Here is a 22,239-nt window from a genome sequence, read left to right as displayed (position 1 = left end):
TCTGATTTTGTTGGATTACAAACTACTCGCCGCCCTGGCTGCGGTTGTCGAACAGGCCGGCTTCGAGCGGGCGGCGCAGGTGCTGGGGTTGTCGCAATCGGCCGTGTCGCAGCGGATCAAGTTGCTTGAGGCGCGTGTTGGTCAGCCGGTGCTGGTACGTGCGGTGCCGCCGGCGCCGACGGAAATCGGTCGGCGTTTGCTTAACCATGTGCAACAGGTGCGGTTGCTGGAACGCGATATTCAGGCGCAGGTACCGGGGCTGGATGAGGGAGGTTTACCGGAGCGCCTGCGCATTGCGCTGAACGCCGACAGCCTGGCCACCTGGTGGGCCGGCGCGGTGGGCGCGTTCTGTACCGAGCAGCGTTTGCTGCTGGATCTGGTGGTGGAGGATCAGGAGGTTGGCCTCAAGCGCATGCGTGCCGGAGACGTGGCGGCCTGCGTGTGCGCCAGCGAGCGTCCCGTCGCCGGTGCCCGTGCTGTGTTGCTGGGGGCGATGCGATACCGTGCTATGGCTAGCCCAGGATTTATTGCCCGGAACTTCCCGACAGGCCTGACGGCGCAGGCATTGGCCCACGCGCCGGCCATCGTATTCGGCCCGGATGATCTGCTGCAGCACCGCTATCTGTCTGGCCTCGGCGTGGAGGGCGGGTTTGCCCACCATCTATGCCCGTCATCTGAGGGATTTATCCGTCTGGCTCAGGCCGGGTTCGGCTGGGGGCTGATCCCTGAGCTGCAGGTACAGGGTGAAATAGCCCGTGGCGAGCTGGTCGAATTGATCAGTGATCGGCCAATCGATGTGCCGCTGTACTGGCACCATTGGCGCAATGGTGGTGAGTTGCTTAATCAGCTGACGCACCACCTTACCCAGGCCGCAGGCCATAGCCTGGTAGACCTCAGGAAATAACCACTTTGCCCGAGCCCGGCAGCTGTTCCACGCAGCGCTCGCCAAGCAGCTTGGTGGGGGTGAAATAGCCGCCGGGGCCGCTGTAATCGAGCAAATGCCGCACGGCTAGCAGGGCTCCGTGCACGGTGACGTCGTAGCCGTTGGCGGTTTCCAGGCGCGCCGTTTTCACCACGCCGGAGGCGTTGCGCGCTTCGCCCCAGAGCCAGGTGCGCTGACGGGCACGGCTGGCTTCGTCCGGGCCACTGACGCGTTTTTCGATCAGCCGCTTGAGCCAGTTTTGCACCGCATCCAGGCCCAGCAGGCCGCGCAGCGGGTCGATCAGGCGCATGACAATCGCGGCCGCTGTCGGTGTCGGCAGGTACACCTCGATATTGTCGATGCAGGTGGAGTGGTAGGCGGTGGAGACATCGCCCCAGGGAATTGTTACCGCAGGCTTTTCACCGCGGCCAAAGTTGATGGTCCGGCGTTTATAGCCCAGCGGCACATCGGTGATCACGCCTGCGCGACGTACCTTACCGCCAAACTTCAGACCTTCCACCGAGGTTTTCGCCGTACCGGGCGACAGCCCGCTGCCAGAGTCGAAGCCCAGCGCCAGGTGCGTGGCATCGGGCAGGGCCTGGTGCAGGCAAGCGGCGAGGCAATCGCTGGGGATCACATCGAAGCCCACGCCGGGGCAGACCACCACGCCCAGCTCGCGGGCTTGCTGATCACGCTGGTGAGCGGCTTCAAACACGCTGATTTCGCCGGTGATGTCGACATAGTGGGTGGCGCTGGCCAGGCAGGCATCGAGCATCGGTGCGCTGGTGGACGAGAAGGGCCCCGCGCAGTGGGCAACCACGGCAACATCCGCCAGGGCTTCCTTGGCGCGATCCAGTTGGTGGATATCGAATATCCGGCATTCCAGGCCCAGCAGGCTGCCCAAGGCGTGTACGGCGGCCGGGTTGCGCCCAGCCAGAATGGGCGTGAGCCCCTGGCGCTTGGCTTCGGCGGCGATCAAGTGGCCGGTGTAGCCGTTGGCGCCATAGATCATCCAGTGCATGGCCATCCCGTTGTCCTCCAATGCTGTGATGTTGGGGCACAGCTTAGCGGTTACCGCAGCGTGTGAGTGCCTATCGCAGGGTGTGTGCAGTCGTTGTTCTGGCTTGCAATGCCACGGCAGCACCCTGCGTGCGCTGCTAGAGTGGCCTGCAATCACGGCAAAGGGGGCGGCAATGAAGATTCTGGTAACCGGGGCCAGTGGCTTTATCGGCGGGCGTTTCGCCCGCTTTGCCTTGGAGCAGGGCCTGAGTGTGCGGGTCAACGGTCGGCGTGCCGAGGGTGTTGAGCATCTGTGTGCGCGTGGTGCGGAGTTTGTCCAGGGCGATCTGTCCGACCCTGAGCTGGTGCAGCAGCTGTGCCGGGATGTTGAAATGGTGGTGCATTGCGCCGGTGCGGTTGGCGTCTGGGGGCGTTACGAGCATTTCTATCAGGCCAATGTCACGGTCACCGAAAACGTGGTCGACGCCTGTCTGAAACAGAAGGTGCGGCGTTTGGTGCATTTGTCGTCGCCGTCGGTGTATTTCGATGGCCAGGCGCATGTCGGCCTGCGTGAAGAACAGCTGCCCAAGCGGTTTTCCGATCACTACGGCAAAACCAAGTTTCTCGCTGAGCAGCAGGTGTTTGCCGCCCAGGAGTTCGGCCTGGAGGTGCTGGCACTGCGTCCGCGTTTTGTCACTGGGGCGGGTGACACCAGCATCTTTCCGCGCTTGATCAATATGCAACGCAAGGGGCGGTTGTCGATCATCGGCAACGGCCTGAACAAGGTTGATTTCACCAGCGTGCACAACCTCAACGAAGCGCTGATGAGCTGCCTGCTGGCGGCCGGCCCGGCGCTGGGGCAGGTATACAACATCAGCAATGGCGCGCCAGTGCCGCTGTGGGATGTGGTCAATTATGTGCTGCGCAAACTCGACCTGCCGCCGGTCACCCGTCACCTGCCTTATAGCCTGGCGTGCGGCGCGGCGGCCTTGAATGAAGGTGTGTGCAAGCTGCTGCCGGGGCGACCTGAACCGACCCTGTTCCGCCTGGGTGTGGCGGTGATGGCCAAGGACTTTTCCCTGGATATCAGCCGTGCGCAGCAGTATCTGGAGTACGAACCCAAGGCCAGTTTATGGAGCGCACTGGATGAATTCTGCGCCTGGTGGCAGGCGCATCACCCGAGTTGACTGCCGGTAAACAGATCTCAGGCGTAAACGCGCTGACCGCGATACATGCGCACCGAGGCGCTAGACGGACGGTGCGCGCTTTCCTCCACCAGCAGCGGGTGTCCGGCCTGCATGCGTGGTGTGCTCGCAGGCTCGCCGAAGGGGCGGTCGCTGTATTGGGCTAGCAGTTGCCCCAGTTGCCGGGTTTCCTCACTGCTTGAGGTAAGACAGGCGCTGAGCATGCTGTTGATTGCATCCGGCTGGCTCATGCGGATGTCCACCGTCAATTCTTCGCGCAGCCTGCGGCGCAAGCTCATCATGCAATCCAGTACTTCTCTGTTCAGCTCCATGGACCTTTCCCCCGTCAGTACAAGTGGGCTGGGTGTCATCCATCCTGAATGCCACCGGCCTGGTCTCGCCGCGTTTCCCGCGTGCGGATCGCGCCTGCAACACCTTTGCTCCCTGGTGCTACGAAAACGTCGCAAATAGACAAGTGCAAAGCGCGTACCAGCTCACATTCTGCGGAACTGCGCGGCTTACAGCGGGTCGATGGCCTGAGCCGTGCCCTTCGTCGGTGCACCTTGCACTGGCATGGCGCGACACTGAAGCCCTGCGCGCGAATCGGTATACTGCGCGGCATTCTGCTACTGAAGGTTGACCCATGCGTAACGATGCCAACGACGAACTCGATCACGTGCCTAGCCTGCGGGCTGATCACCGCGATCACGATGACTATGCCGCCGAGCAGTCGGAGCCTGCGCGCAGCCCTGCCAATGGCCGTGCGGCGGCCGTTGCACCGGTGAAGTCGGCCAGCACTGGCCCGCTCTGGGCACTGGTTGGCGCCTTGATGATTGCCCTGGGCGGGCTCGGCTGGTGGAGTTTCCAGCAGATCAGCCTGATGGAGCAGCAACTGGTGGCGACCCAGGAAAGCTTTGCGCGCATCAGCGAGGAAGCCGCCGGTCGTATTCAGGATATTTCCGGCAAGGTGGTGGCCACCGAATCCTCGGTCACCAGCGGCAGTGAAGCGCTGAAGCTGCAGGTCAAGCAACTGGAAAGCAAACTGGCCGAGCTGAGCAAACAACAGCAGGGCGCCAGTGGGCAGAACACGGAACAGAGCAAGCGCCTTGAGCAACTGGCCGCGCAGCTGAAAGGCCAGGAAGGTGGTGGCGAAAAGCTCGAAGCCACTCTGAAGAAGCTCACTGCCGAGCAGGCCGCGCTGAAAAGCGAGCAAGCCACCCTGAAAAGCGCGCTGGCCGGGCAGAGCAAGTTCGACGAGAAAATTGCCGGTCTGCGCAGCGAGATTGATGCGCTCAAGAAACAGGGTAATTCTAGCCAGGCGATTGCCCGTGTGGAGCAGGACCTGCTGGTGTTGAAAAGCGACCTGGAAACCCGTTCCGCCGGCAGCAGCACCGCCGAGTTCGATGCCTTCCGCGCGCAGATGACCCGCAATATCAGCACCCTGCAGGCGCAGGTACTGAACCTGCAGCAGCAGATCGACGCACGCTAAGGATCGGTCTGCTGCGCGTCGGCGATACGGCGTTAGAAATGGCCTCGGAAAGCGGCTTGCCGCTAACGCGCTTTAGCGCGGCCCGAAGGGCGAGTGAAACGAGTACTGCTCATTTACAACCAGTAAACTCGACTCGAGCATCCTGCTTCGTTCTACCTCCTGCATCCATGCAGTCGTCCGCGCCCTCGGCCATTTCTGCCTTGTCTCGCTATAGCTCGTTAGACCTGAAGTAGTTCTAAAACTGTTACAACGAAAAAGCCCGCCTATTGGCGGGCTTTTTTATGCCGGTAAATCGGCAGGCTTACAGCGTTGGGTAGTCGAGGTAGCCGACCGGGCCTTTGCCGTAAAAGGTTTCCGGATGCGGGGTGTTCAGCTCGGCATCCTGCGCCAGGCGCGCCGGCAGGTCCGGGTTGGCGATAAACGGAATACCGAAAGCCACTGCATCGGCTTTGCCTTCAGCCAGCCAGGTATTGGCCTGATCCTTGGTGAAGCGCTCGTTGGCGATAAACACGCCGCCGAAGGCTTGTTTCAGGATTGGCGACAGGCTGTCGTCGGCTTCCTTCTCGCGGGCGCAGATAAAGGCGATGCCGCGTTTGCCCAGTTCACGAGCGACGTAGGTGAAGGTCTCGGCGCGGTTGGCGTCGCCCATGTCATGGCTGTCGGCACGCGGTGCCAAGTGCACACCCACGCGACCAGCGCCCCAGACTTCGATTGCCGCATCGGTGACTTCCAGCAGCAGGCGTGCACGGTTTTCCAGGCTGCCGCCGTAGCGGTCGGTGCGCTGGTTGGTACTGCTCTGCAGGAACTGGTCGAGCAGGTAACCGTTCGCACCGTGGATTTCCACGCCGTCAAAGCCGGCGGCCTTGGCGTTTTCCGCGCCCAGGCGATAGGCCTCGACGATATCGGCGATTTCTTCAGTTTCCAGGGCGCGCGGAGTGACGAAGTCCTTCATCGGGCGCACCAGGCTGACGTGACCCGCCGGCTGGATGGCGCTCGGCGCGACCGGCAGTTGACCGTTCAGGTAGATCGGGTCGGAAATGCGCCCAACGTGCCACAGTTGCAGGACGATCTTGCCGTCTGCAGCGTGCACGGCCTTGGTCACATTACTCCAGCCGCGTACCTGATCAGCCGACCAGATGCCCGGGGTGTCCGGGTAGCCGACGCCCATTGGGGTCACGGCCGTGGCTTCACTGATGATCAGGCCTGCACTGGCGCGCTGCACGTAGTACTCGGCCATCATCGCGTTGGGCACGCGGCCTTCATCGGCGCGGCAACGGGTCAGCGGCGCCATGATGATGCGGTTGTTGAGTTGCAGATCGCCGATCTGGATCGGGTCGAAAAGCGTAGTCATGGGAAGGTCCTCTCAGGTTAATCGTTGAGTGCAAGTTCGGTTTCAGGGCTACGGGTACTGAAGGTCAGCAGGGTGGCCAGCAGCGCCAGTACAGCCAGAGCGGCAGCGGCCAGGGGGACGCGGGTCAGGCCGAATCCTTCGGCGATCACCAGGCCGCCAACCCAGGCGCCGAGGGCGTTGCCGAGGTTGAAGGCGCCAATATTCAGGGTCGACACCAGGTTCGGCGCGCCGCTGCCAAAAGCCACCACATTGACCTGCAAGGCCGGCACGGCCGCGAAGGCGGCGGTGGCCCAGAGGAACAGGGTGATTTCGGCGGGGATCAGCGCCTGGCTGGTCCAGCTGAACAGGGTGGAAATCACCGCCATGGCGACGAATACGCCGATCAGGGTGGCTTTCAGGCTGCGGTCTGCCAGGCGCCCGCCGAGCACGTTGCCCAGGGTCAAGCCAAGGCCGATCAACAGCAGGGTCCAGGTCACGCCGTTGGGCGATACGCCAGTCACTTCGCCAAGCAGCGGCGCGATATAGGTGAACAGGGCAAACATCGCCGCAGAGAACAGCACCGTGGTGCTCAGCGCCAGCCATAAGCCGGCACCGCGCAGGGCGCGCACTTCACTGGCGAAGTCGGCCTTGGTTTCATCGGTTTTGCTCGGTAATACTCGCCACAGGCCAATCAGGGCAATCACGCCAATCAGGGTCACGGCCCAGAAGGTCGAGCGCCAGCCGGCGTACTGACCCAGGGCGGTGCCCAGTGGCACGCCCAGCACGTTGGCCAGGGTCAGGCCGGTAAACATCAAAGCGACTGCTGACGCGCGGCGATTGGCCGGCACCAGGCTGGCGGCCACCACCGAGCCGATACCGAAGAAGGCACCATGGCAGAGGGCGGTGATGACCCGGGCGAGCATCAGCATCTGGTAATCGCTGGCCAGGGCGCAGAACAGGTTGCCGGCGATAAAGATGCTCATCAGCGTCAGCAGTGAGGCTTTGCGCGGCCAACTGGCGGTGGCCAGGGCCATAAACGGTGCGCCGATTGCCACGCCCAGGGCGTAACCGGTGACCAGCCAACCGGCGCCGGGAATCGACACGCCGAGGTCGCCCGCCACTTCTGGCAGCAGGCCCATGATGACGAATTCCGTGGTGCCGATGGCAAACGCGGACAAAGCGAGGACGAGAAGCGCTGCAGGCATGCCGTCAGCTCCTGAAAAAAGTGAATGTAAAAGTTGGTTTAGAGCGCTTGGCTGATATGGTTAAGGAACGCCTGGATGGTCTCTTCATTGCGTTTGAAGAAGTTCCACTGGCCGACCTTCTTGCTGCTGATCAGGCCGGCGCGCTGCAGAGTTGCGAGGTGCGCAGAGACCGTCGATTGCGACAGACCTGTACGCTGGTCGATCTTGCCGGCGCATACGCCGATTTCCAGCGGATGATCCTGGTCGGCGAAATATGCCTGTGGGTCCTTTAGCCAGTGCAGAATGTCGCGCCGCACCGGATGGGCCAAGGCCTTGATCACTTCATCGATGTCGAGTTGCATGCGGGTTATCCCCTGTGTGCTATAACGCCATATCGCGATGGGGCGAACTTTATATCGGCTGCTGGCGATATACAGATCGTTCGTGGCGATAGTCATCATCACGGCGGCTGATGTGTAAGCTGTGGCCATGAATTACCTCGCACATTTACACCTCGGCGGCGACGCGCCGGCACAACTTCTGGGCAGTCTGTATGGCGATTTCGTCAAAGGGCCGCTGGCCGGGCAGTGGCCGGCGGATATCGAGGCGGCGATCCGTCTGCATCGGCGCATCGATGTGTTCACCGACAGCCACCCGCTGCAAGCGCAGGCACGGGCGCGTTTTGCCATTGAGCGGCGCCGCTACAGCGGCATCTTGCTGGATGTATTTTTCGATCACTGCCTGGCGCTGAATTGGGGCGACTATGCCGCCGAGCCATTGCCGCGCTTTACCGGGCGGGTTTATCAGGTGCTGGCCGCCGAGCCTCAGTTGCCCGAGCGCTTGGCGCTGATCGCGCCACGCATGGCCGCACAGGATTGGCTGGGCAGTTACCGCGAATTTGCCGTGCTGGAGCAGGTGGTCGCGGGGATTGATCGGCGGCTGTCGCGGCCTGGGTTGTTGGCGGGCGGTGCGGCCGAGCTGGAGCGGCTGTATCAGCCGCTGCTAGAGGATTTTCGCCAGTTCTATCCCGAGCTGCAGGCCTTCGTGGCGCGCGAGCGTGGACTCGTTGATTAAGCGGCCCGGCTTTCTTCCTCGCGTAGTTCAGCTGTGCCAAACAGCGCCTGGCTGATCGCTTGCTGCGCCGCGCGAGCCAGGGCATTGCGGTTCAGCTCACGGCTGGCAATCGGTGTCAGCAGCTGGATCTGCACTTCACCCAACTCGCTGCCGAGCAAGCGCAGCAGGTGCGAGAGCATGTCGTCATCGCCGATAAACGGCGCCACGCTGCAGGGTTTGCCATCACGCAGGTAACGGATGGCCACTGGCTGTATGTAAACCCCGCTGTCGATCGCGCTGCTCAGCAAGCGGCCGTGGAAGGTGCGCAGCCCCAGCCCATCAGTGGTGGTGCCTTCGGGGAAGATCAGCAGGTTACGCCCGCGTAGCAAGTGGTTGCCCAGCTGTTGGCTGAGCAGGCCGCTATCACCCGAGCCGCGGCGGATAAACAGGGTGCCGGCCTTGTGCGCCAGCCAACCGGCCACCGGCCAGGTGCGTACCTCGGCCTTGGACAGGAAGGACAGCGGAGTGAGCATGCCGAGCAGCGGAATATCGGTCCAGGACACGTGGTTGCTGACCCACAGCATCGGCTGACGCGGCAGCTCGCCCTGCACCTGCAGGCGAAATGGCAGCGCTCCTGCCAGACGCGCGAGAAACCAGCGGGTCAGGCGCTGGCGGGTCGGCATCAGGTCATGCCGGACCAGGCGTTCGAGCAGGGTGATACCTGCCGCCAGCAGGGTGCCGAGGCTGATCACCGCCAGCAGGCGCGCCAGGCGCAGGTACAAACGCAATTTCTTCATCAAGCTCTCCCGCGGCAAAAACACAAACGCCGGCACTGTCTACAGAGTGCCGGCGAGTTGTGCAAGATTACTCCGACCTGCTGTTAAACAGCCGCTTTGAAGTGCCGTGCATAGCGCGGGCATAGCTCGTCGCGCTTGAGCAGGATAAACACGTCGGCGACCTGGAAATCCTGGTCCCAGCACGGCTCGCCACAGATCTTCGCACCCAGGCGCATATAGGCCTTGAGCAGCGGGGGCATTTCGGCGATCACGTTGCTCGGCACATCCAGCGCCGGCAGCGGGGTTTTCGGTTCGGCGCGCAAATGCTCGGTGCACAGGTAGCGTTCGCGCAGGCGCTGCATGATCGCCTGGGCCTGGATGCCACCGTCCTGCATGGAGATGCTGGCGCAGCCCATCAGGTAGCGGTAACCGCCTTCGTTGAGCACTTCGGCCAACTCGCCCCAAAGCACGGCGATGGTTGCGCCGTTGCGGTAGGCCGCGTCGACGCAGGTGCGGCCGATTTCCAGCACCGGGCCTTCGAGGTGCGGCAGGCCGTGCAGGCTGAATTCTTCTTCACTGTAGAAGCGCCCCAGGCTGGCGGCAGCGCGGTGGTCGAGCAGGCGGGTAGTGGCTACCAGCTCACCGCTGTTGAGATCACGCACGCCGATGTGTTGGCAGTGAATATCGTAGTCATCCATGTCCAGGCCCAGTTCGGCACCCTTGAGCTTGGCATCGAATTCGGCGCTGAATACACGAAAGCGCAGTGCCTGGGCTTCGCGCAGGGCGGCAGCGCCGTGTAAGCGCTCGGCCTGCAGGCGACGAGCTGGGGTGGTGCGGTCGCGGGTGATTGCCATCTGGGTCATGCCGTCATCTCCGTTAGCCGGCTTTTTGCCTTGCAGCCGGTCGATCTTGTTGGGCAAGCTCAGGCTAGGTAGCGGCGGTGTCACCTCCGTGAATCTTTGGTGATGCTTGTGTGACAGTGACTTCGATAATTCCAATAAGGAGTAATGCATGCCCTGGCAACAACTGTTGAGCCCGCAAGCGCGCCTGCCGGTCGCGGGGCTGGAGGAGTGGTACGCCAGCCTGCTCGAACGCATCGGCAACCCAACCCCGTTGCAGCTTGCCTTGCTCGGCGGCCGGCTGGCAGCTACGCCGGGGCTGGCCTTTCTCGCCGGCTATCAGGGCGCATTGCGCGCACTCTGGCCGGCTGCGCCCTGGACCCTGGGCGCACTGTGCGTGACCGAGAACCGCAGTACCCGTCCTGCTGACATGAGTACGCGGATCAATGCCCTGACCCTCGAGGGCCGCAAGGATTTCGTCACCGCCGCCGAAGCCGCCGACTGGCTCTTGGTGGCTGCGCGTGAGGAAGCAGCTGGCGCGCCGGTGCAGCTTGCGCTTGGGGTGGTGCGCAATGGCGCGCCGGGTGTGCAGATCGAGACGCTGCCGGCGTTGCCGTTGATGCCCGATGTCAGCCATGGCCGTTTGCATCTGCAGGGCGCGCAGTGCGAACGGCTGGCCGGCGATGGCTGGGATGACTACGTAAAACCCTTCCGCACATTGGAAGACACTCACGTGCTGGCGGCGCTGACCGCCTGGCTGTTTGGTGTGGGCCAGGAGTCGGCCTGGCCGCAGGCCCTGCAATTGCGCTTGCTCGGCTTGCTGGCCGGATGCGCGGAAGTGGCGCGGCAATGCCCAAGTGCGGCGGGTAGTCACGTGATGCTGGCTGGGCTGTTTGCCCAGTTCGACAGCCTGCGCCCTGATTTGGACAACGCCTTTGCTGCTGGTGATGCGCATTGGGCGCAGCTCTGGCAGCGCGACAAAGGCCTGCTGGCGATTGCCGGCAGCGCGCGCAGCAAACGTCTGCAGAAGGCGCAGGCCGTGCTCGGCATCAACCTTTAACTCGGCATGGCGTGCCGGCTTGATCCAGATCAGTAAGGCTGAGCCGCTGCGTCAGTAAGCTCGCGGGCTTTCGGGAGAGAGCCTGCCATGCGACGCGAGCCCATAGTGCTGTTCGATAACGGCGAGCATCAATGCATGATGTTCGATGATCTGGTCAGCGGGGAGGGCGTGCAGTCCAACCAGTTTCTGATCACCGACAACGAGCAGTACCTGCTGCTCGATCCGGGCGGCGATCTGACTTACACGCCGTTATCGCTGGAGCTGTCCAAGCACATTCCAGTGCAGGACCTGACTTACATCTTTGCCTCGCACCAGGACCCGGACATCATCGCCTCGCTGGACAAATGGCTGCTGCACACGCGTGCACGGGTGATCTGCTCCAAGCTCTGGGCGCGTTTTCTGCCGCATCTGACGGCCAACTACCTGGCACTCAGCCGTGGCATCAACACCTTTGACCGGATCATCGCGCTGCCGGATCGCGGCCAGTCGTTTGCCCTGGGCAAATGCACGCTCAAGGCGGTGCCTGCGCACTTTCTCCACTCGGTGGGCAACTTCCAGCTGTATGACCCGGTGAGCAAGATCCTGTTTTCCGGCGATATGGGCGCCTCGATGGTTGATGACGCGCACCCGGTGAGCGACTTCGTCAACCATGTGCCGAACATGCTCGGCTTTCACCGACGCTATATGGCCAGTAACAAGGTCTGCCGCCTGTGGGCGGCGATGGTCCGAGAGATGGATGTGGCGATGATCGTGCCGCAGCACGGCCGGCCTTTTGTCGGCGCGGAAATGATCAATGCTTTTCTCTACTGGATCGAGAACCTGGAGTGCGGCATGGATCTGATGGGGCCGGAAGATTTCCGTTTGCCTAAATAAGCGCGAGCTTGAAGTCTGCTGCGCATCGGCCCTGCAGCGTTAAAAACAGGTCTCTCGTTCGCGAGACTTTAAACAGCTTTTCGCACAGTGACTTTTCGCGCCGAATCACCGGCTAAACCGGCGTGTTCGGCGCTTTTTGTCGTCATCAGCGCCATGCTACGGTGCCGCCTTCGATCCCAGCAGAGGCGGCTTCATGTCCTTTACTCCCTTTCCCGCGCGGCGGCTGATGCTGGCGTGCATCTTCGCCCTAGGCTGCGCCACGGCGCACGCCGAGAATTGGCCTGGCAACGACTGGGACAGCCAGTTGGTCGCGCCCAGCGCCGCGCTCAGCGAGCTGGAAAACTATGCCTTCCCGGCCCGCGATGACGCCACCCGCAAGGGCGTACGTACCGATGCCCTGCTGGTGATCCGCGATGGCCAGGTGGTTTACGAGCGCTATGCCGCGCCGACCACTGCCGCCACGCCACACCTGACCTGGTCGATGGCCAAAAGCCTGTTGGCCACCACAATGGGTGTGGCCTATGGTCAGGGCCTCTTCCGTCTGGATGCGCCGGTGGCGGATTACTACCCGCCGTTTGCGGCGCATCCGCAGGTCAAGGTCGGTCATCTGCTCAACTGGGCCTCGGGCCTGGACTGGCAGGAAGACTATGAATATGCGCCGCTGAAATCCTCGGTGGTGGCAATGCTCTACACCCGCGGTCGCAGTGATATGGCGGCGTTCACCGCCGCGCACAGCGCCGATGCCGAGCCGGGCGAGCGCTTCCGTTATTCCAGTGGCGATACCAACGTGCTCGCAGCTGCGTTGAAAAACATCGTAGGCGAAGCGGCTTACGCCGATTACCCCTGGACTGCATTGTTCGATCCGCTCGGCATTACCACTGCCGTGTGGGAGCGTGATGCCGCCGGCACCTTTGTTGGTTCTTCCTACGTGTACATGAGCACCCGCGACCTGGCCCGTGTCGGCCTGCTGATGCAGCACGATGGTCGCTGGGGCGAGCAGCAGTTACTGCCCAAGGCCTGGGTCGACTTCAACCGCACGCCCTTTGCCAACTACCAGCCAAAAGCCGACAAGCCCGGCGAAGCTGTACCGGGCGGCCAATGGTGGCTGAACGCGGCGGTAGCCGGTGCGAGCAGGCCGTGGCCGGATGCGCCGGAGGACACCCTGGTGGCCTCCGGGCACTGGGGGCAGGGCTTGTATGTGATCGCCAGCAAAAATCTGGTGATCGTGCGCTATGCCGATGACCGCGATGGCAGCTTTGATCGCAACCATTTCCTCAAGTTGGTTCTCGCCGCGTTGGCCGATGAGGTGCAGCCATGATTCGTCGTCGTCCGTTCAGCAGCCTGTTGTTGCTGATTGTGCTGTTGCTCGCGGCTCTTGCCTGGCAGAACCGCGCACACCTGCAAGCCTTCCCCGGCATCATCGGCGCATACTCGGCTAAGGAATATTGTTCGTGCCGCTATGTGGCGAATAATCCGGCCGACTACTGCGAGGCGTATGTGGCGCAGTATGTTTCGCTCTCCGGCTTTTTCGACGACCAAGCCAACAAGCGCGTGACCGCGCGCGGCCTGGGCAGCACCCAGAGTGCTCAGTGGCTGGGCCCGCGTCAGGGGTGCCAGTTGTTACCGCAGGCTGCGCCGCTGCCGTAACACGGTGGCGACCTGGTCGTTCCGCCGGCAGGGTTTGCAAGGCCCTGCTGGGCGGCTATGGTGGCGTCTCCATTCCCCATGCGTGAGACGCAATGCGCAGAATCAACTGCAACGTGAACTGTCATGCCGCATAACGTCTTTCCTTGGCGCCGCGGTAACGCACTGACGCTGCTGATCGACGGGCCGCAGTTTTTCGTGCAGATGCTGGCGCGCATCGACGCCGCGCAGCGACAGGTCGAACTGGAACTCTATCTGGTGGAAAGTGGAGCCTGTGGCAAAGCCCTGCTTGAGTCGCTCTGCGCGGCGGCTCAGCGTGGTGTTGCCGTGCGCTGTTTGTTGGATGCCTTTGGCGCGCAGGGGCTGCATGCGGCGGATCGTCAGCTTCTGCAGGCGGCCGGTGTGCAGGTGCTGTGGTACAACCCGCTGCGCTGGAAGCACGGCCTGCGCAACTTTCACCGTGATCACCGCAAGCTGCTGCTGGTCGATGGGCAATTTGCCTTTGTTGGCGGTACGGGCGCGACCGATGAATTCTGGCAGCCGGAGCAAGACAGCAGCCGTTGGCATGAAGTCATGGTGGAAATCAGCGGGCCGCTGGTGGCTGACTGGCAACAGTTGTTCGAGCGTCAGTGGCAGGCGTCTCAGGCGTGGATCGCCTGGCGACCGCGCATGCCGTTACGCCTAAAGAATCTGCCGGCTTTGCCAGCGCTGGGGCAGGGCTTGGGTCGGGTGGCCTTTGCCGATGCGTCGCAGCACCGCGATATCCTGCTCTCTCTGGTGCGCGCCTTACGTGGCGCCAAGCAGCGTATCTGGTTGGCTACACCGTATTTCCTGCCGACGTGGCGGGTGCGCCGCACCTTACGCCAAGCGGCCAAACGGGGTGTAGACGTGCGCCTGCTGCTGGCTGGGCATCACACTGATCATCCGCCGGTGCGCTTTGCCGGGCAGCGCTATTACGCCAGTCTGCTTAAAGCGGGGGTGCAGATATTCGAGTACCAGCCGCGCTTTCTGCACCTGAAGATGGTGCTGGTGGATGACTGGGTCAGTGTCGGTTCCTGCAACTTCGACCACTGGAACCTGCGCTTCAATCTGGACGCCAACTTGGAAGCGCTCGATCCTGCCTTTACCGCCAGCGTGGCAGCGAGCTTTCAGGCGGACTTTGCCGATAGCCAGGAAATCACCCTGGCCGATTGGCGTGCACGGCCCTGGTGGCGCCGGCTGCAGCAGTCCATCTGGGGGGCGCTGGATCAGTTGCTGGTCAACCTGCTCGATCGTCGCCGCTAACCCGCACTTTTTCGGCCCGCACTTTTGTCTGGTGTAGGCCGGGCAGGGCGCCGCTATGCTCGGCACATAACTCGAATAAGGATGCTGTCGATGCGTGGTCTGCCCTGGCTTGCGGTGCTGTTGGTGGTTGCCTTGAGTGGTTGCTCGACCCCTGGGGCGTTCTTTGGCGCCACCGAGGGCGAAGCGTTTCGTGAGCATGTGCTCAGCGATGACAACCACGCGCTGGTTTACTTCTACCGCCCGCAGAGCGACTGGGCGGATCAGGAGCTGGAAGCTCCGGCGCTGTTTCTGAACAACGCGCGTATCGGCAGCCTGCCGAGCAATGCCTACATGGTGCTGGAGTTTGATATCGCCAGTTATCAGCTGGAAATGCGCCGGCCTTTGTTTGGCACGCACTGGACCTTCTTCGCTGACGGTCCGCTGGACTTCACCCTGATCAGCAGCTTTACCCTGGACGCCGAAGCCGGTGGCATTTACTACCTGCGCTATGACGAACTCAACCCGCCGCCAGTCAATGAGCAGGCAGTCAGCCAGGGTGATGGCCCGCTACAACTGGTGTCCCGCGAAGTGGCCGCAACAGAAATCAGCACTACCCGTGAGATCCAGCCTTTCGAGCGCATTGCAGCCAGCGGCGAAACCGAGCGCATGCAGCGCAGCTTCTGGCGCAAGGTCGGCAAGTCGCTGGATAAGATCGGCATCTAAAACGCAACGGGCCAGCGCAAGGCTGGCCCGTTACCGCAACGTAAACATGGCCATTGCGGCCATGCGTCGATCCTTTTAGATCAGCTCAACCGCTACAGCTGTAGCTTCGCCGCCACCGATGCACAGCGAGGCGATGCCGCGCTTGCCGCCGGTGTTCTTTAGCGCGTTGATCAGGGTCAGGATGATCCGCGAGCCGGTGGAACCTACCGGATGGCCCTGGGCGCAAGCGCCTCCGTAGACGTTGACCTTGGCGTGATCCAAGCCGTGTTCACGAATAGCCAGCATGGTGACCATGGCGAAGGCTTCGTTGATCTCGTACAGGTCAACGTCGGCCTTGTCCCAACCGGTTTTCTTCAGCAGGTTAGTGATCGAGCCAATCGGCGCGATGGTGAACTCGCTTGGGTCCTGGCTCTGCGTGGCATGGGCAACGATCTTCGCCAGCGGCGTGAGGCCACGTTTGGCGGCTTCTTCAGCGGTCATCAACAGCAACGCCGAGGCGCCGTCGGAGATCGAGCTGGCGTTAGCCGCAGTGATGCTGCCGTCCTTGCGAAACGCTGGCTTCAGGCCGGGGATTTTCTCCAGATTGGCGTTCAGCGGCTGCTCGTCATCCTTGACCACGACATCACCCTTGCGGCCGCTGACGGTGATCGGGACGATTTCCGCATCCAGCGCACCGCTGGCGATGGCGGCCTGAGCGCGTTTCAGCGACTCGATGGCGTAGGCATCCATCTGCTCACGGCTGATGCCGTACTGGTCAGCGGTTTCCTGGGCGAAAGAGCCCATTAGGCGGCCGGTGCGTGCATCTTCCAAGCCGTCGAGGAACATGTGGTCCTTGATCTCGCCGTGACCCATGCGCAGGCCCGCGCGGGCCTTGGCCATGATGTAGGGCGCGTTGGACATGCTTTCCATGCCGCCGGCGATCATCACGGTGTTGCTGCCGGCTTTGAGCGAATCAAACGCCATCATCACGGCTTTCATGCCCGAACCGCAGAGCTTGTTGATTGTGGTGCAGCCGGTGGCAGCGGGCAGGCCAGCGTTCAGCGATGCCTGGCGCGCCGGGCCCTGCTTCAGGCCAGCCGGCAGCACGCAGCCCATGATTACTTCCTGCACGTCGGCAGGAGCAATGCCTGAACGCTCAACTGCCGCGCGAATGGCGGCCGCACCCAGGTCAACCGCAGCAATGCTCGACAGGCTGCCTTGAAAACCACCCATCGGCGTACGTGCGCCGCTGACGATGACGATATCGGACATCGGGAAACTCCTCGTTTTTGTATTAGGTCGCAGGCCAAACAAATCGAATGCGAGCGTTCGATTCTACTGCGTGACTAAAAATGCCCAAAGAGTCACACAAAAAATCATTCTTTGGGCTGATTTGAGCCGGCTGCTAGGCCTCTAGATTGGGCCCACTGAAAAAACCAACAATAGGTATCGCCATGCTGCAGACCCGTCTGATTGCTCCCGCTGACAATGCTCACAATGCGCCGCTGCTGATCAAGCGGCTGCTGCTGTCGGGCATTCGCTACGAGAAAACCCGCGAAATCGTCTACCGCGATCAGCTGCGCTACAGCTACGCGACCCTCAACGAGCGTGTGGCGCGCCTGGCCAATGTGCTCACCGAGGCGGGGGTCAAGGCCGGTGACACCGTGGCCGTGATGGACTGGGACAGCCACCGTTACCTGGAGTGTATGTTCGCCATCCCGATGATCGGTGCGGTGCTGCACACCATCAACATCCGCCTGTCGGCGGATCAGATCCTCTACACCATGAACCATGCCGACGATAAGTTCGTGCTGGTCAACAGCGAGTTTGTGCCGCTGTACAAGGGCATCGAAAGCCAGCTGACGACGGTAGAGAAGACCATTCTGCTTACCGATGCGGCTGAGAAAACCGCCGACTTGGGCGGCCTGGTCGGTGAATACGAAAACCTGCTGGCCGCCGCCAGCCCGCGCTACGACTTCCCGGATTTCGACGAGAACTCGGTCGCCACTACCTTCTACACCACCGGCACCACCGGCAACCCCAAGGGTGTGTACTTCAGCCACCGTCAACTGGTGCTGCACACCATGGCCGAAGCCAGCGTGCTGGGTAGCCTGGACAGCATCCGCCTGCTGGGCACCAACGATGTGTATATGCCGATCACCCCGATGTTCCATGTGCATGCCTGGGGTATCCCATATGTGGCCACCATGCTGGGGATCAAGCAGGTCTATCCCGGTCGTTATGAGCCAGATCTGCTCTGCCGGCTGATTAAAGATGAAAAGGTCACCTTCTCCCATTGCGTGCCGACCATTCTGCAGATGGTGTTGGCCGCGCCAGGCGCTCAAGGCCACGACTTTGGTGGCCTGAAGATGATTATCGGTGGCAGCGCGCTGAATCGTTCGCTGTATGAGGCCGCCAAGGCCCGGGGCATCCAGCTGACTGCCGCGTATGGCATGTCGGAAACCTGTCCGCTGATCTCCTGTGGCCATATCAACGATGAGCTGATGGCCGGTAGTGAAGATGAACGCACCACCTACCGCATCAAGGCCGGCGTGCCGGTGCCATTGGTGGAGGCGGCAATCATGTCAGCCGACGGCACTTTGTTACCTGCTGATGGCGAAACACAGGGTGAACTGGTGTTGCGTGCGCCGTGGCTGACTCAAGGCTATTTCCGTGAACCGGAGAAGGGGGCAGAACTGTGGGAGCACGGTTGGCTGCACACCGGTGACGTGGCGACCATCGATGACTTCGGCTTTATCGATATTCGCGATCGCATTAAGGATGTGATCAAGACCGGCGGCGAGTGGATTTCCTCCCTGGAGCTGGAAGACCTGATTAGCCGTCACCCGGCAGTACGTGAAGTAGCGGTGGTCGGTGTGGTCGATCCACAGTGGGGCGAGCGGCCGTTTGCCCTGTTGGTATTGCGCGAAGGCCAGAGCCTGGATGCCAAGGGCCTTAAGGAACACCTTAAGCCTTTTGTCGATCAGGGCAGCATCAACAAGTGGGCGATACCGTCGCAGATCGCCCTTGTTACCGAAGTTCCCAAGACCAGCGTTGGCAAGCTGGATAAGAAACGTATTCGCCTGGATATCGCCCAGTGGCAAGCATCTGGTAGCCCATTTCTATCCACAGTCTGAGCACGTTGTGTTGCGGGCGAAGCGCATGCCTCGCCCGCTGAGTTTTCAGTCTCAACACTAGTTGTTTAGGGGCTTCCAAGGGGACGTTAAACAATTTACCGGGGTGGGTTACAGGGTGATGAGCACTCCTCGATGCACGTTATCCCAGCCCCGCTTCGGTGACTGATCAGTCAAACAAGCGTTTGGCTTGCTAATTGCTCATTCCAAGCCATTCTTGGCTCTGCCGGCTGTGCTAACCACGCCGAAACCTGCGAGCCAGAGTGCCTGGGGGCTGCAAATCACACTTTAGAGGGATCAAGCAGAAGTACCCGCTGGCTATAGTCCGCACCATCCATAACAAAAAACACATGGAGTAGCGTCGATGACAAAAACAAAACAAACCTGGCGCCTGGCAAAACTGCCACTGGCCGTCAGCCTCGCATCCACCCTCGCCGCACCTGCATTCGGCGTTACTTTCAATATCGGTGAGATCGAAGGTCAGTTCGACTCTTCGATGTCGGTTGGCTCAAGCTGGTCGGTACGTGGCGCGGATCCAGACCTGATTGGCGTCAATAATGGTGGTCAGGGGCTTTCGCAGACCTCAGATGATGGCCATGCTAACTTCAAAAAAGGTGAAACCTTTTCCAAGATTTTTAAAGGTATTCACGACCTCGAGTTGAAGTATGGTGATACTGGTGTTTTTGTTCGTGGTAAATACTGGTATGACTTCGAGCTGAAAGACGAAAGTCGTATCTTCAAAGATATCGACGACAGCAATCGCAAAGAAGGTGCGCAGGCTTCAGGTGCACAAATTCTCGATGCCTTCATTTACCACAACTATTCCATTGCCGATCAACCAGGCTCCGTCCGTTTGGGAAAGCAAGTTGTAAGTTGGGGTGAAAGTACGTTTATTCAGAACAGTATTAATTCAATAAACCCTGTCGATGCGGCTGCATTCCGCCGCCCAGGCGCTGAGATCAAAGAAGGTTTGATTCCGGTCAATATGTTCTTTGTTTCCCAAAGCCTGACTGAAAATCTCTCCATGGAAGCGTTCTATCAGCTTGAGTGGGATCAAACTGTTGTCGATAACTGCGGTACGTTCTTCTCGCAGGCTGACATAGTTGCTGATGGCTGTGATAATAATTTGCGTTTACTGGCGAATAACCCAGCGGGTGCTGGTGCCATTCGCCAAGTCTTGACTGCGGTAGGACGTTTGGATGCTATGCCTGACCAGAATTCGGAAGGCTTCTTGGTTGATAGAGCCGGCGATCGAGATGCGCGTGACGATGGTCAGTGGGGCCTTGCATTCCGCTACTTTGCCGAGCCGTTGGATACTGAGTTTGGCTTATATGCGATGAACTACCATAGTCGTACTCCGACTTTTAACGCAACGGGTGCTGCGCCCGGTATTTATACTGTTGCAACTCAAGTTGGTCGTGCTGATCTAAGTCCAGCCAATGGGGTGCAAAATAATACTGCTTTGGCACTCCCTGTCGTTGCAGGTAATTCCAGCTATTATTTGGATTATCCTGAGGATATTCGTCTGTACGGTATGAGCTTTTCGACCACTCTGCCGACCGGTACTGCAATGAGTGGTGAATTGAGTTATCGCCCGAATGCGCCGGTGCAATTGAACTCCACGGATATTCTTTATGCCGGTGTTACTCCACTTGCTGCCAGCTTCAATCGCACAAGCTTAGCTAATATTCAGCAAACAGCAGGCTTTTTGCCTTATGGCAATGCTTCTCTGCTTTCTGGTACTCCGGGCGAGGACCTTAAAGGATATCGCCGTAAAGAAATCACACAATTCCAAACAACATTTACCCACTTCTTTGATCAGGTTATGGGCGCTAGCCGTCTAACGTTGGTTGGCGAAGTCGGTGTTGTTCATGTTGGTGGCTTGGAAGATTCTTCGGATGTTCGTTACGGCCGAGACCCGATTTATGGTCCTGGTGCGCTCCCGGCTACTACCTTGCCAACTGGTGCCGTTATCAATACATGTACAGCGCTAAACGCTGCAACTATCGGTGGTGCGCTTGGTAATACCGGGGCGACACAAAACGTAGCTAAGCATTGTAATGATGATGGTTTTGTAACCTCAACTTCCTGGGGCTACCGTGCTCGTGCTATCTGGGATTATCCAGATGCAATTGTTGGTGTGAATCTGCGTCCGAGCGTTTCCTGGTCGCATGACGTTGACGGTTACGGCCCGAACGGCTTATTCACTGAAGGCGCCAAGGCTGTCAGCCTGGGGCTGGATGCTGACTACCAGAACACTTACACCGCCAGCTTGGCCTACACCGACTTCTTTGGCGGTAAATACAACACTTCAATTGACCGCGACTTTGTTGCGCTCAGCTTTGGCGTGAACTTCTAAGTAAGCGGACGAGATTTTGAGGACGACTATGACTATGAAAACAACAAAAAGTCTGCTGCAAACTGGCGCCCTGACACTTTCGCTGTTGGCGAGTGGTGTGATGGCGGCAGTATCGCCGGATGAAGCAGCCAAACTGGGTACCACGCTGACACCAGTCGGCGCGGAAATGGCCGGTAACGCTGACGGTTCGATTCCAGCTTGGACTGGCGGCCTGCCAGCCAGCGCGGGTACTGCGGATTCCGCAGGCTTCCTGTCGGATCCGTTCCCAAGTGAGCAACCGCTGTTCACCATCACTGCGCAAAACGTTGATCAATATAAAGACAAGCTGACCCCAGGTCAGTTGGCGATGTTCAAGCGTTATCCGGAAAGCTTCAAAATGCCGGTGTTCCCAACTCATCGTACGGCAACCATGCCGGATGCTGTTTTGGCTGCTGCGAAGAACAACGCCGTCAACACCAAGATGGTTGAGGGCGGTAACGGTCTGGAGAACTTCGACCAGGCTTACCCTTTCCCGATTCCAAAGGATGGCCTGGAAGCCATCTGGAACCACATCACCCGCTACCGTGGCGGCAGCGTGAAGCGTCTGGTCACCCAGGCGACTCCTCAAGCGAATGGTTCCTACAGCCTGGTATATTTCCAGGATGAGTTCACCTTCCGTGGCGCATTGCAGGATGCTGATAACAGCAAGCCAAGCAACGTACTGTTCTACTTCAAACAGCGCGTAACGGCTCCGTCGCGTCTGGCAGGTAACGTGTTGCTGGTACACGAGACCCTTAACCAGGTGAAAGAGCCACGTCTGGCATGGCTGTACAACGCCGGTCAGCGCCGCGTGCGTCGTGCACCGCAGGTGTCTTATGACGGTCCAGGTACCGCTGCTGATGGCCTGCGTACGTCCGACAACTTCGACATGTACAACGGTGCACCTGACCGTTACGAGTGGAAGCTCAACGGTAAAAAGGAAATCTACATTCCTTACAACAGCTACCGTCTGGACTCGCCGAAGTTGAAGTACGACGAGATCATCAAGGCTGGCCACATCAATCAGGATCTGACCCGTTACGAGCTGCACCGCGTATGGAATGTGACTGCGACCCTGAAGTCGGGCGAGCGTCATATCTATGCCAAGCGTGACTTCTACCTCGACGAAGATACTTGGCAAGCTGCTGTCATCGATCACTACGACGGTCGCGGTACCCTGTGGCGTGTGGCTGAAGCCCATGCTCAGTACTACTACGATAAGCAAGTGCCGTGGTACAGCATCGAGACCCTGTATGACATGCTGTCTGGTCGTTACCTGGCTCTGGGTATGAAGAACGAAGAGAAGAGTGCCTACGAGTTCGGCTACCCAGCCAAGGAAAGCGATTACACCCCAGCGGCCCTGCGCCAGGCTGGCGTGCGCTAAACCTGACTCACGCTGCATAAAGAACC

21 protein-coding genes are annotated in these 22,239 nt (G+C 60.4%); 13 read left to right on the top strand and 8 right to left on the bottom strand.

Annotated elements, in window-relative coordinates; genetic code table 11:
- The first annotated feature begins 1 nt into the window (after position 1).
- The gene (locus HCI85_RS04520) at positions 2-904 is read left to right on the top strand and encodes a LysR family transcriptional regulator ArgP (protein WP_167144262.1); all 903 of its coding nucleotides are present in this window, start codon (positions 2-4) and stop codon (positions 902-904) included.
- Here HCI85_RS04520 and HCI85_RS04515 read toward each other — a convergent pair.
- Entirely contained in the window at positions 894-1,949 is a 1,056-nt protein-coding gene (locus tag HCI85_RS04515) for a saccharopine dehydrogenase family protein (protein WP_167142428.1), read from the bottom strand. The two genes, HCI85_RS04520 and HCI85_RS04515, sit on opposite strands and share 11 nt — an antisense overlap.
- A gap of 166 nt (positions 1,950-2,115) precedes the next feature.
- On the opposite strand from HCI85_RS04515, the gene HCI85_RS04510 reads away from it, so the two are divergent.
- Positions 2,116-3,108 (top strand): NAD-dependent epimerase/dehydratase family protein, encoded by a 993-nt coding sequence (locus HCI85_RS04510; protein ID WP_167142425.1) that lies wholly within the window; start codon positions 2,116-2,118, stop codon positions 3,106-3,108.
- A 17-nt stretch (positions 3,109-3,125) separates the two neighbouring features.
- Here the strand turns inward: HCI85_RS04510 and HCI85_RS04505 are convergent, their stop codons facing one another.
- Positions 3,126-3,437, bottom strand: coding sequence for a hypothetical protein (locus tag HCI85_RS04505; RefSeq protein ID WP_167142422.1), 312 nt, complete (start codon positions 3,435-3,437; stop codon positions 3,126-3,128).
- A 311-nt stretch (positions 3,438-3,748) separates the two neighbouring features.
- Between HCI85_RS04505 and HCI85_RS04500 the strand changes: the two genes are divergently transcribed.
- Positions 3,749-4,594: an ATPase gene (locus HCI85_RS04500; protein WP_167142419.1), complete on the top strand. Its 846-nt coding sequence runs from the start codon at positions 3,749-3,751 to the stop codon at positions 4,592-4,594.
- Positions 4,595-4,895: 301 nt separating this feature from the next.
- Here the strand turns inward: HCI85_RS04500 and HCI85_RS04495 are convergent, their stop codons facing one another.
- Genes HCI85_RS04495 through HCI85_RS04485 form a run of 3 tightly spaced genes read right to left on the bottom strand, consistent with a single transcriptional unit; the run spans position 4,896 to position 7,470 of the window.
- The gene (locus HCI85_RS04495) at positions 4,896-5,945 is read right to left on the bottom strand and encodes an alkene reductase (protein ID WP_167142416.1); all 1,050 of its coding nucleotides are present in this window, start codon (positions 5,943-5,945) and stop codon (positions 4,896-4,898) included.
- Positions 5,946-5,962: 17 nt separating this feature from the next.
- Positions 5,963-7,129, bottom strand: a complete 1,167-nt coding sequence (locus HCI85_RS04490) for an MFS transporter (RefSeq protein WP_167142415.1) — start codon at positions 7,127-7,129, stop codon at positions 5,963-5,965.
- Between the two features lie 38 nt (positions 7,130-7,167).
- Positions 7,168-7,470: an ArsR/SmtB family transcription factor gene (locus HCI85_RS04485; protein WP_090382593.1), complete on the bottom strand. Its 303-nt coding sequence runs from the start codon at positions 7,468-7,470 to the stop codon at positions 7,168-7,170.
- Between the two features lie 127 nt (positions 7,471-7,597).
- On the opposite strand from HCI85_RS04485, the gene HCI85_RS04480 reads away from it, so the two are divergent.
- Entirely contained in the window at positions 7,598-8,182 is a 585-nt protein-coding gene (locus tag HCI85_RS04480; RefSeq protein WP_160085415.1) for an acyl carrier protein phosphodiesterase, read from the top strand.
- On the opposite strand, the gene HCI85_RS04475 is transcribed toward HCI85_RS04480, so the two are convergent.
- Together HCI85_RS04475 and olsB are read right to left on the bottom strand one after the other, a co-directional pair.
- On the bottom strand, positions 8,179-8,958 hold the full coding sequence (locus HCI85_RS04475) for a lysophospholipid acyltransferase family protein (RefSeq protein WP_167142413.1): 780 nt from the start codon (positions 8,956-8,958) through the stop codon (positions 8,179-8,181). The two genes, HCI85_RS04480 and HCI85_RS04475, sit on opposite strands and share 4 nt — an antisense overlap.
- A gap of 83 nt (positions 8,959-9,041) precedes the next feature.
- Positions 9,042-9,800: an L-ornithine N(alpha)-acyltransferase gene (gene olsB / locus HCI85_RS04470; protein WP_090249004.1), complete on the bottom strand. Its 759-nt coding sequence runs from the start codon at positions 9,798-9,800 to the stop codon at positions 9,042-9,044.
- 148 nt (positions 9,801-9,948) lie between these two features.
- On the opposite strand from olsB, the gene HCI85_RS04465 reads away from it, so the two are divergent.
- The 6 genes from HCI85_RS04465 (at position 9,949) to HCI85_RS04440 (ending at position 15,339) form a co-directional block, all read left to right on the top strand.
- Complete coding sequence (locus tag HCI85_RS04465) at positions 9,949-10,836, top strand: acyl-CoA dehydrogenase family protein (protein ID WP_167142410.1); 888 nt, start codon at positions 9,949-9,951, stop codon at positions 10,834-10,836.
- An 87-nt stretch (positions 10,837-10,923) separates the two neighbouring features.
- Positions 10,924-11,709 carry an MBL fold metallo-hydrolase gene (locus HCI85_RS04460; protein WP_090249000.1) on the top strand — a complete coding sequence of 262 codons (786 nt, stop codon included), beginning with the start codon at positions 10,924-10,926 and terminating at the stop codon, positions 11,707-11,709.
- Positions 11,710-11,935: 226 nt separating this feature from the next.
- Positions 11,936-13,027 carry a serine hydrolase domain-containing protein gene (locus HCI85_RS04455; RefSeq protein WP_241693753.1) on the top strand — a complete coding sequence of 364 codons (1,092 nt, stop codon included), beginning with the start codon at positions 11,936-11,938 and terminating at the stop codon, positions 13,025-13,027.
- A complete protein-coding gene (locus HCI85_RS04450) occupies positions 13,024-13,356 on the top strand; it encodes an amidase (protein WP_167142403.1) in 333 nt (110 codons plus the stop codon). Before HCI85_RS04455 ends, HCI85_RS04450 begins: the two co-directional genes overlap by 4 nt.
- Positions 13,357-13,479: 123 nt before the next feature.
- Complete coding sequence (locus tag HCI85_RS04445; protein WP_167142401.1) at positions 13,480-14,637, top strand: phospholipase D-like domain-containing protein; 1,158 nt, start codon at positions 13,480-13,482, stop codon at positions 14,635-14,637.
- A 90-nt stretch (positions 14,638-14,727) separates the two neighbouring features.
- Positions 14,728-15,339, top strand: coding sequence for a DUF2846 domain-containing protein (locus HCI85_RS04440; protein WP_160085409.1), 612 nt, complete (start codon positions 14,728-14,730; stop codon positions 15,337-15,339).
- A gap of 75 nt (positions 15,340-15,414) precedes the next feature.
- Here HCI85_RS04440 and HCI85_RS04435 read toward each other — a convergent pair whose 3' ends face one another.
- A complete protein-coding gene (locus HCI85_RS04435; RefSeq protein WP_167142398.1) occupies positions 15,415-16,590 on the bottom strand; it encodes a thiolase family protein in 1,176 nt (391 codons plus the stop codon).
- Positions 16,591-16,772: 182 nt separating this feature from the next.
- Here HCI85_RS04435 and HCI85_RS04430 point away from each other — a divergent pair, with 182 nt between their 5' ends.
- The 3 genes from HCI85_RS04430 to HCI85_RS04420 all read left to right on the top strand — a co-directional run bounded on the left by HCI85_RS04430 (position 16,773) and on the right by HCI85_RS04420 (position 22,213).
- Positions 16,773-18,455, top strand: coding sequence for a fatty acid--CoA ligase (locus HCI85_RS04430; protein WP_160085407.1), 1,683 nt, complete (start codon positions 16,773-16,775; stop codon positions 18,453-18,455).
- A gap of 361 nt (positions 18,456-18,816) precedes the next feature.
- On the top strand, positions 18,817-20,811 hold the full coding sequence (locus HCI85_RS04425; RefSeq protein ID WP_167142395.1) for a DUF1302 domain-containing protein: 1,995 nt from the start codon (positions 18,817-18,819) through the stop codon (positions 20,809-20,811).
- Between the two features lie 34 nt (positions 20,812-20,845).
- Complete coding sequence (locus HCI85_RS04420) at positions 20,846-22,213, top strand: DUF1329 domain-containing protein (protein WP_160085405.1); 1,368 nt, start codon at positions 20,846-20,848, stop codon at positions 22,211-22,213.
- Positions 22,214-22,239 lie beyond the last annotated feature (26 nt).

Origin of the sequence: Pseudomonas sp. OTU750018 (assembly GCF_011636575.1) — a bacterium.
Lineage (GTDB): Bacteria > Pseudomonadota > Gammaproteobacteria > Pseudomonadales > Pseudomonadaceae > Aquipseudomonas > Aquipseudomonas peli.
The sequence above is the reverse complement of the archived record's forward strand: the minus strand, read 5'-3'. Positions and strand labels throughout refer to the sequence as shown.

Excerpts from the sequence above, each read along its gene's own strand:
- HCI85_RS04515 (WP_167142428.1), bottom strand. The coding sequence starts at position 1,949 with ATGGCCATGCACTGGATGATCTATGGCGCCAACGGCTACACCGGCCAC.
- HCI85_RS04510 (WP_167142425.1), top strand. The coding sequence starts at position 2,116 with ATGAAGATTCTGGTAACCGGGGCCAGTGGCTTTATCGGCGGGCGTTTC.
- HCI85_RS04505 (WP_167142422.1), bottom strand. The coding sequence starts at position 3,437 with ATGGAGCTGAACAGAGAAGTACTGGATTGCATGATGAGCTTGCGCCGC.
- HCI85_RS04500 (WP_167142419.1), top strand. The coding sequence starts at position 3,749 with ATGCGTAACGATGCCAACGACGAACTCGATCACGTGCCTAGCCTGCGG.
- HCI85_RS04495 (WP_167142416.1), bottom strand. The coding sequence starts at position 5,945 with ATGACTACGCTTTTCGACCCGATCCAGATCGGCGATCTGCAACTCAAC.
- HCI85_RS04490 (WP_167142415.1), bottom strand. The coding sequence starts at position 7,129 with ATGCCTGCAGCGCTTCTCGTCCTCGCTTTGTCCGCGTTTGCCATCGGC.
- HCI85_RS04485 (WP_090382593.1), bottom strand. The coding sequence starts at position 7,470 with ATGCAACTCGACATCGATGAAGTGATCAAGGCCTTGGCCCATCCGGTG.
- HCI85_RS04480 (WP_160085415.1), top strand. The coding sequence starts at position 7,598 with ATGAATTACCTCGCACATTTACACCTCGGCGGCGACGCGCCGGCACAA.
- HCI85_RS04475 (WP_167142413.1), bottom strand. The coding sequence starts at position 8,958 with ATGAAGAAATTGCGTTTGTACCTGCGCCTGGCGCGCCTGCTGGCGGTG.
- olsB (WP_090249004.1), bottom strand. The coding sequence starts at position 9,800 with ATGACCCAGATGGCAATCACCCGCGACCGCACCACCCCAGCTCGTCGC.
- HCI85_RS04465 (WP_167142410.1), top strand. The coding sequence starts at position 9,949 with ATGCCCTGGCAACAACTGTTGAGCCCGCAAGCGCGCCTGCCGGTCGCG.
- HCI85_RS04460 (WP_090249000.1), top strand. The coding sequence starts at position 10,924 with ATGCGACGCGAGCCCATAGTGCTGTTCGATAACGGCGAGCATCAATGC.
- HCI85_RS04455 (WP_241693753.1), top strand. The coding sequence starts at position 11,936 with ATGCTGGCGTGCATCTTCGCCCTAGGCTGCGCCACGGCGCACGCCGAG.
- HCI85_RS04450 (WP_167142403.1), top strand. The coding sequence starts at position 13,024 with ATGATTCGTCGTCGTCCGTTCAGCAGCCTGTTGTTGCTGATTGTGCTG.
- HCI85_RS04445 (WP_167142401.1), top strand. The coding sequence starts at position 13,480 with ATGCCGCATAACGTCTTTCCTTGGCGCCGCGGTAACGCACTGACGCTG.
- HCI85_RS04440 (WP_160085409.1), top strand. The coding sequence starts at position 14,728 with ATGCGTGGTCTGCCCTGGCTTGCGGTGCTGTTGGTGGTTGCCTTGAGT.
- HCI85_RS04435 (WP_167142398.1), bottom strand. The coding sequence starts at position 16,590 with ATGTCCGATATCGTCATCGTCAGCGGCGCACGTACGCCGATGGGTGGT.
- HCI85_RS04430 (WP_160085407.1), top strand. The coding sequence starts at position 16,773 with ATGCTGCAGACCCGTCTGATTGCTCCCGCTGACAATGCTCACAATGCG.
- HCI85_RS04425 (WP_167142395.1), top strand. The coding sequence starts at position 18,817 with ATGACAAAAACAAAACAAACCTGGCGCCTGGCAAAACTGCCACTGGCC.
- HCI85_RS04420 (WP_160085405.1), top strand. The coding sequence starts at position 20,846 with ATGAAAACAACAAAAAGTCTGCTGCAAACTGGCGCCCTGACACTTTCG.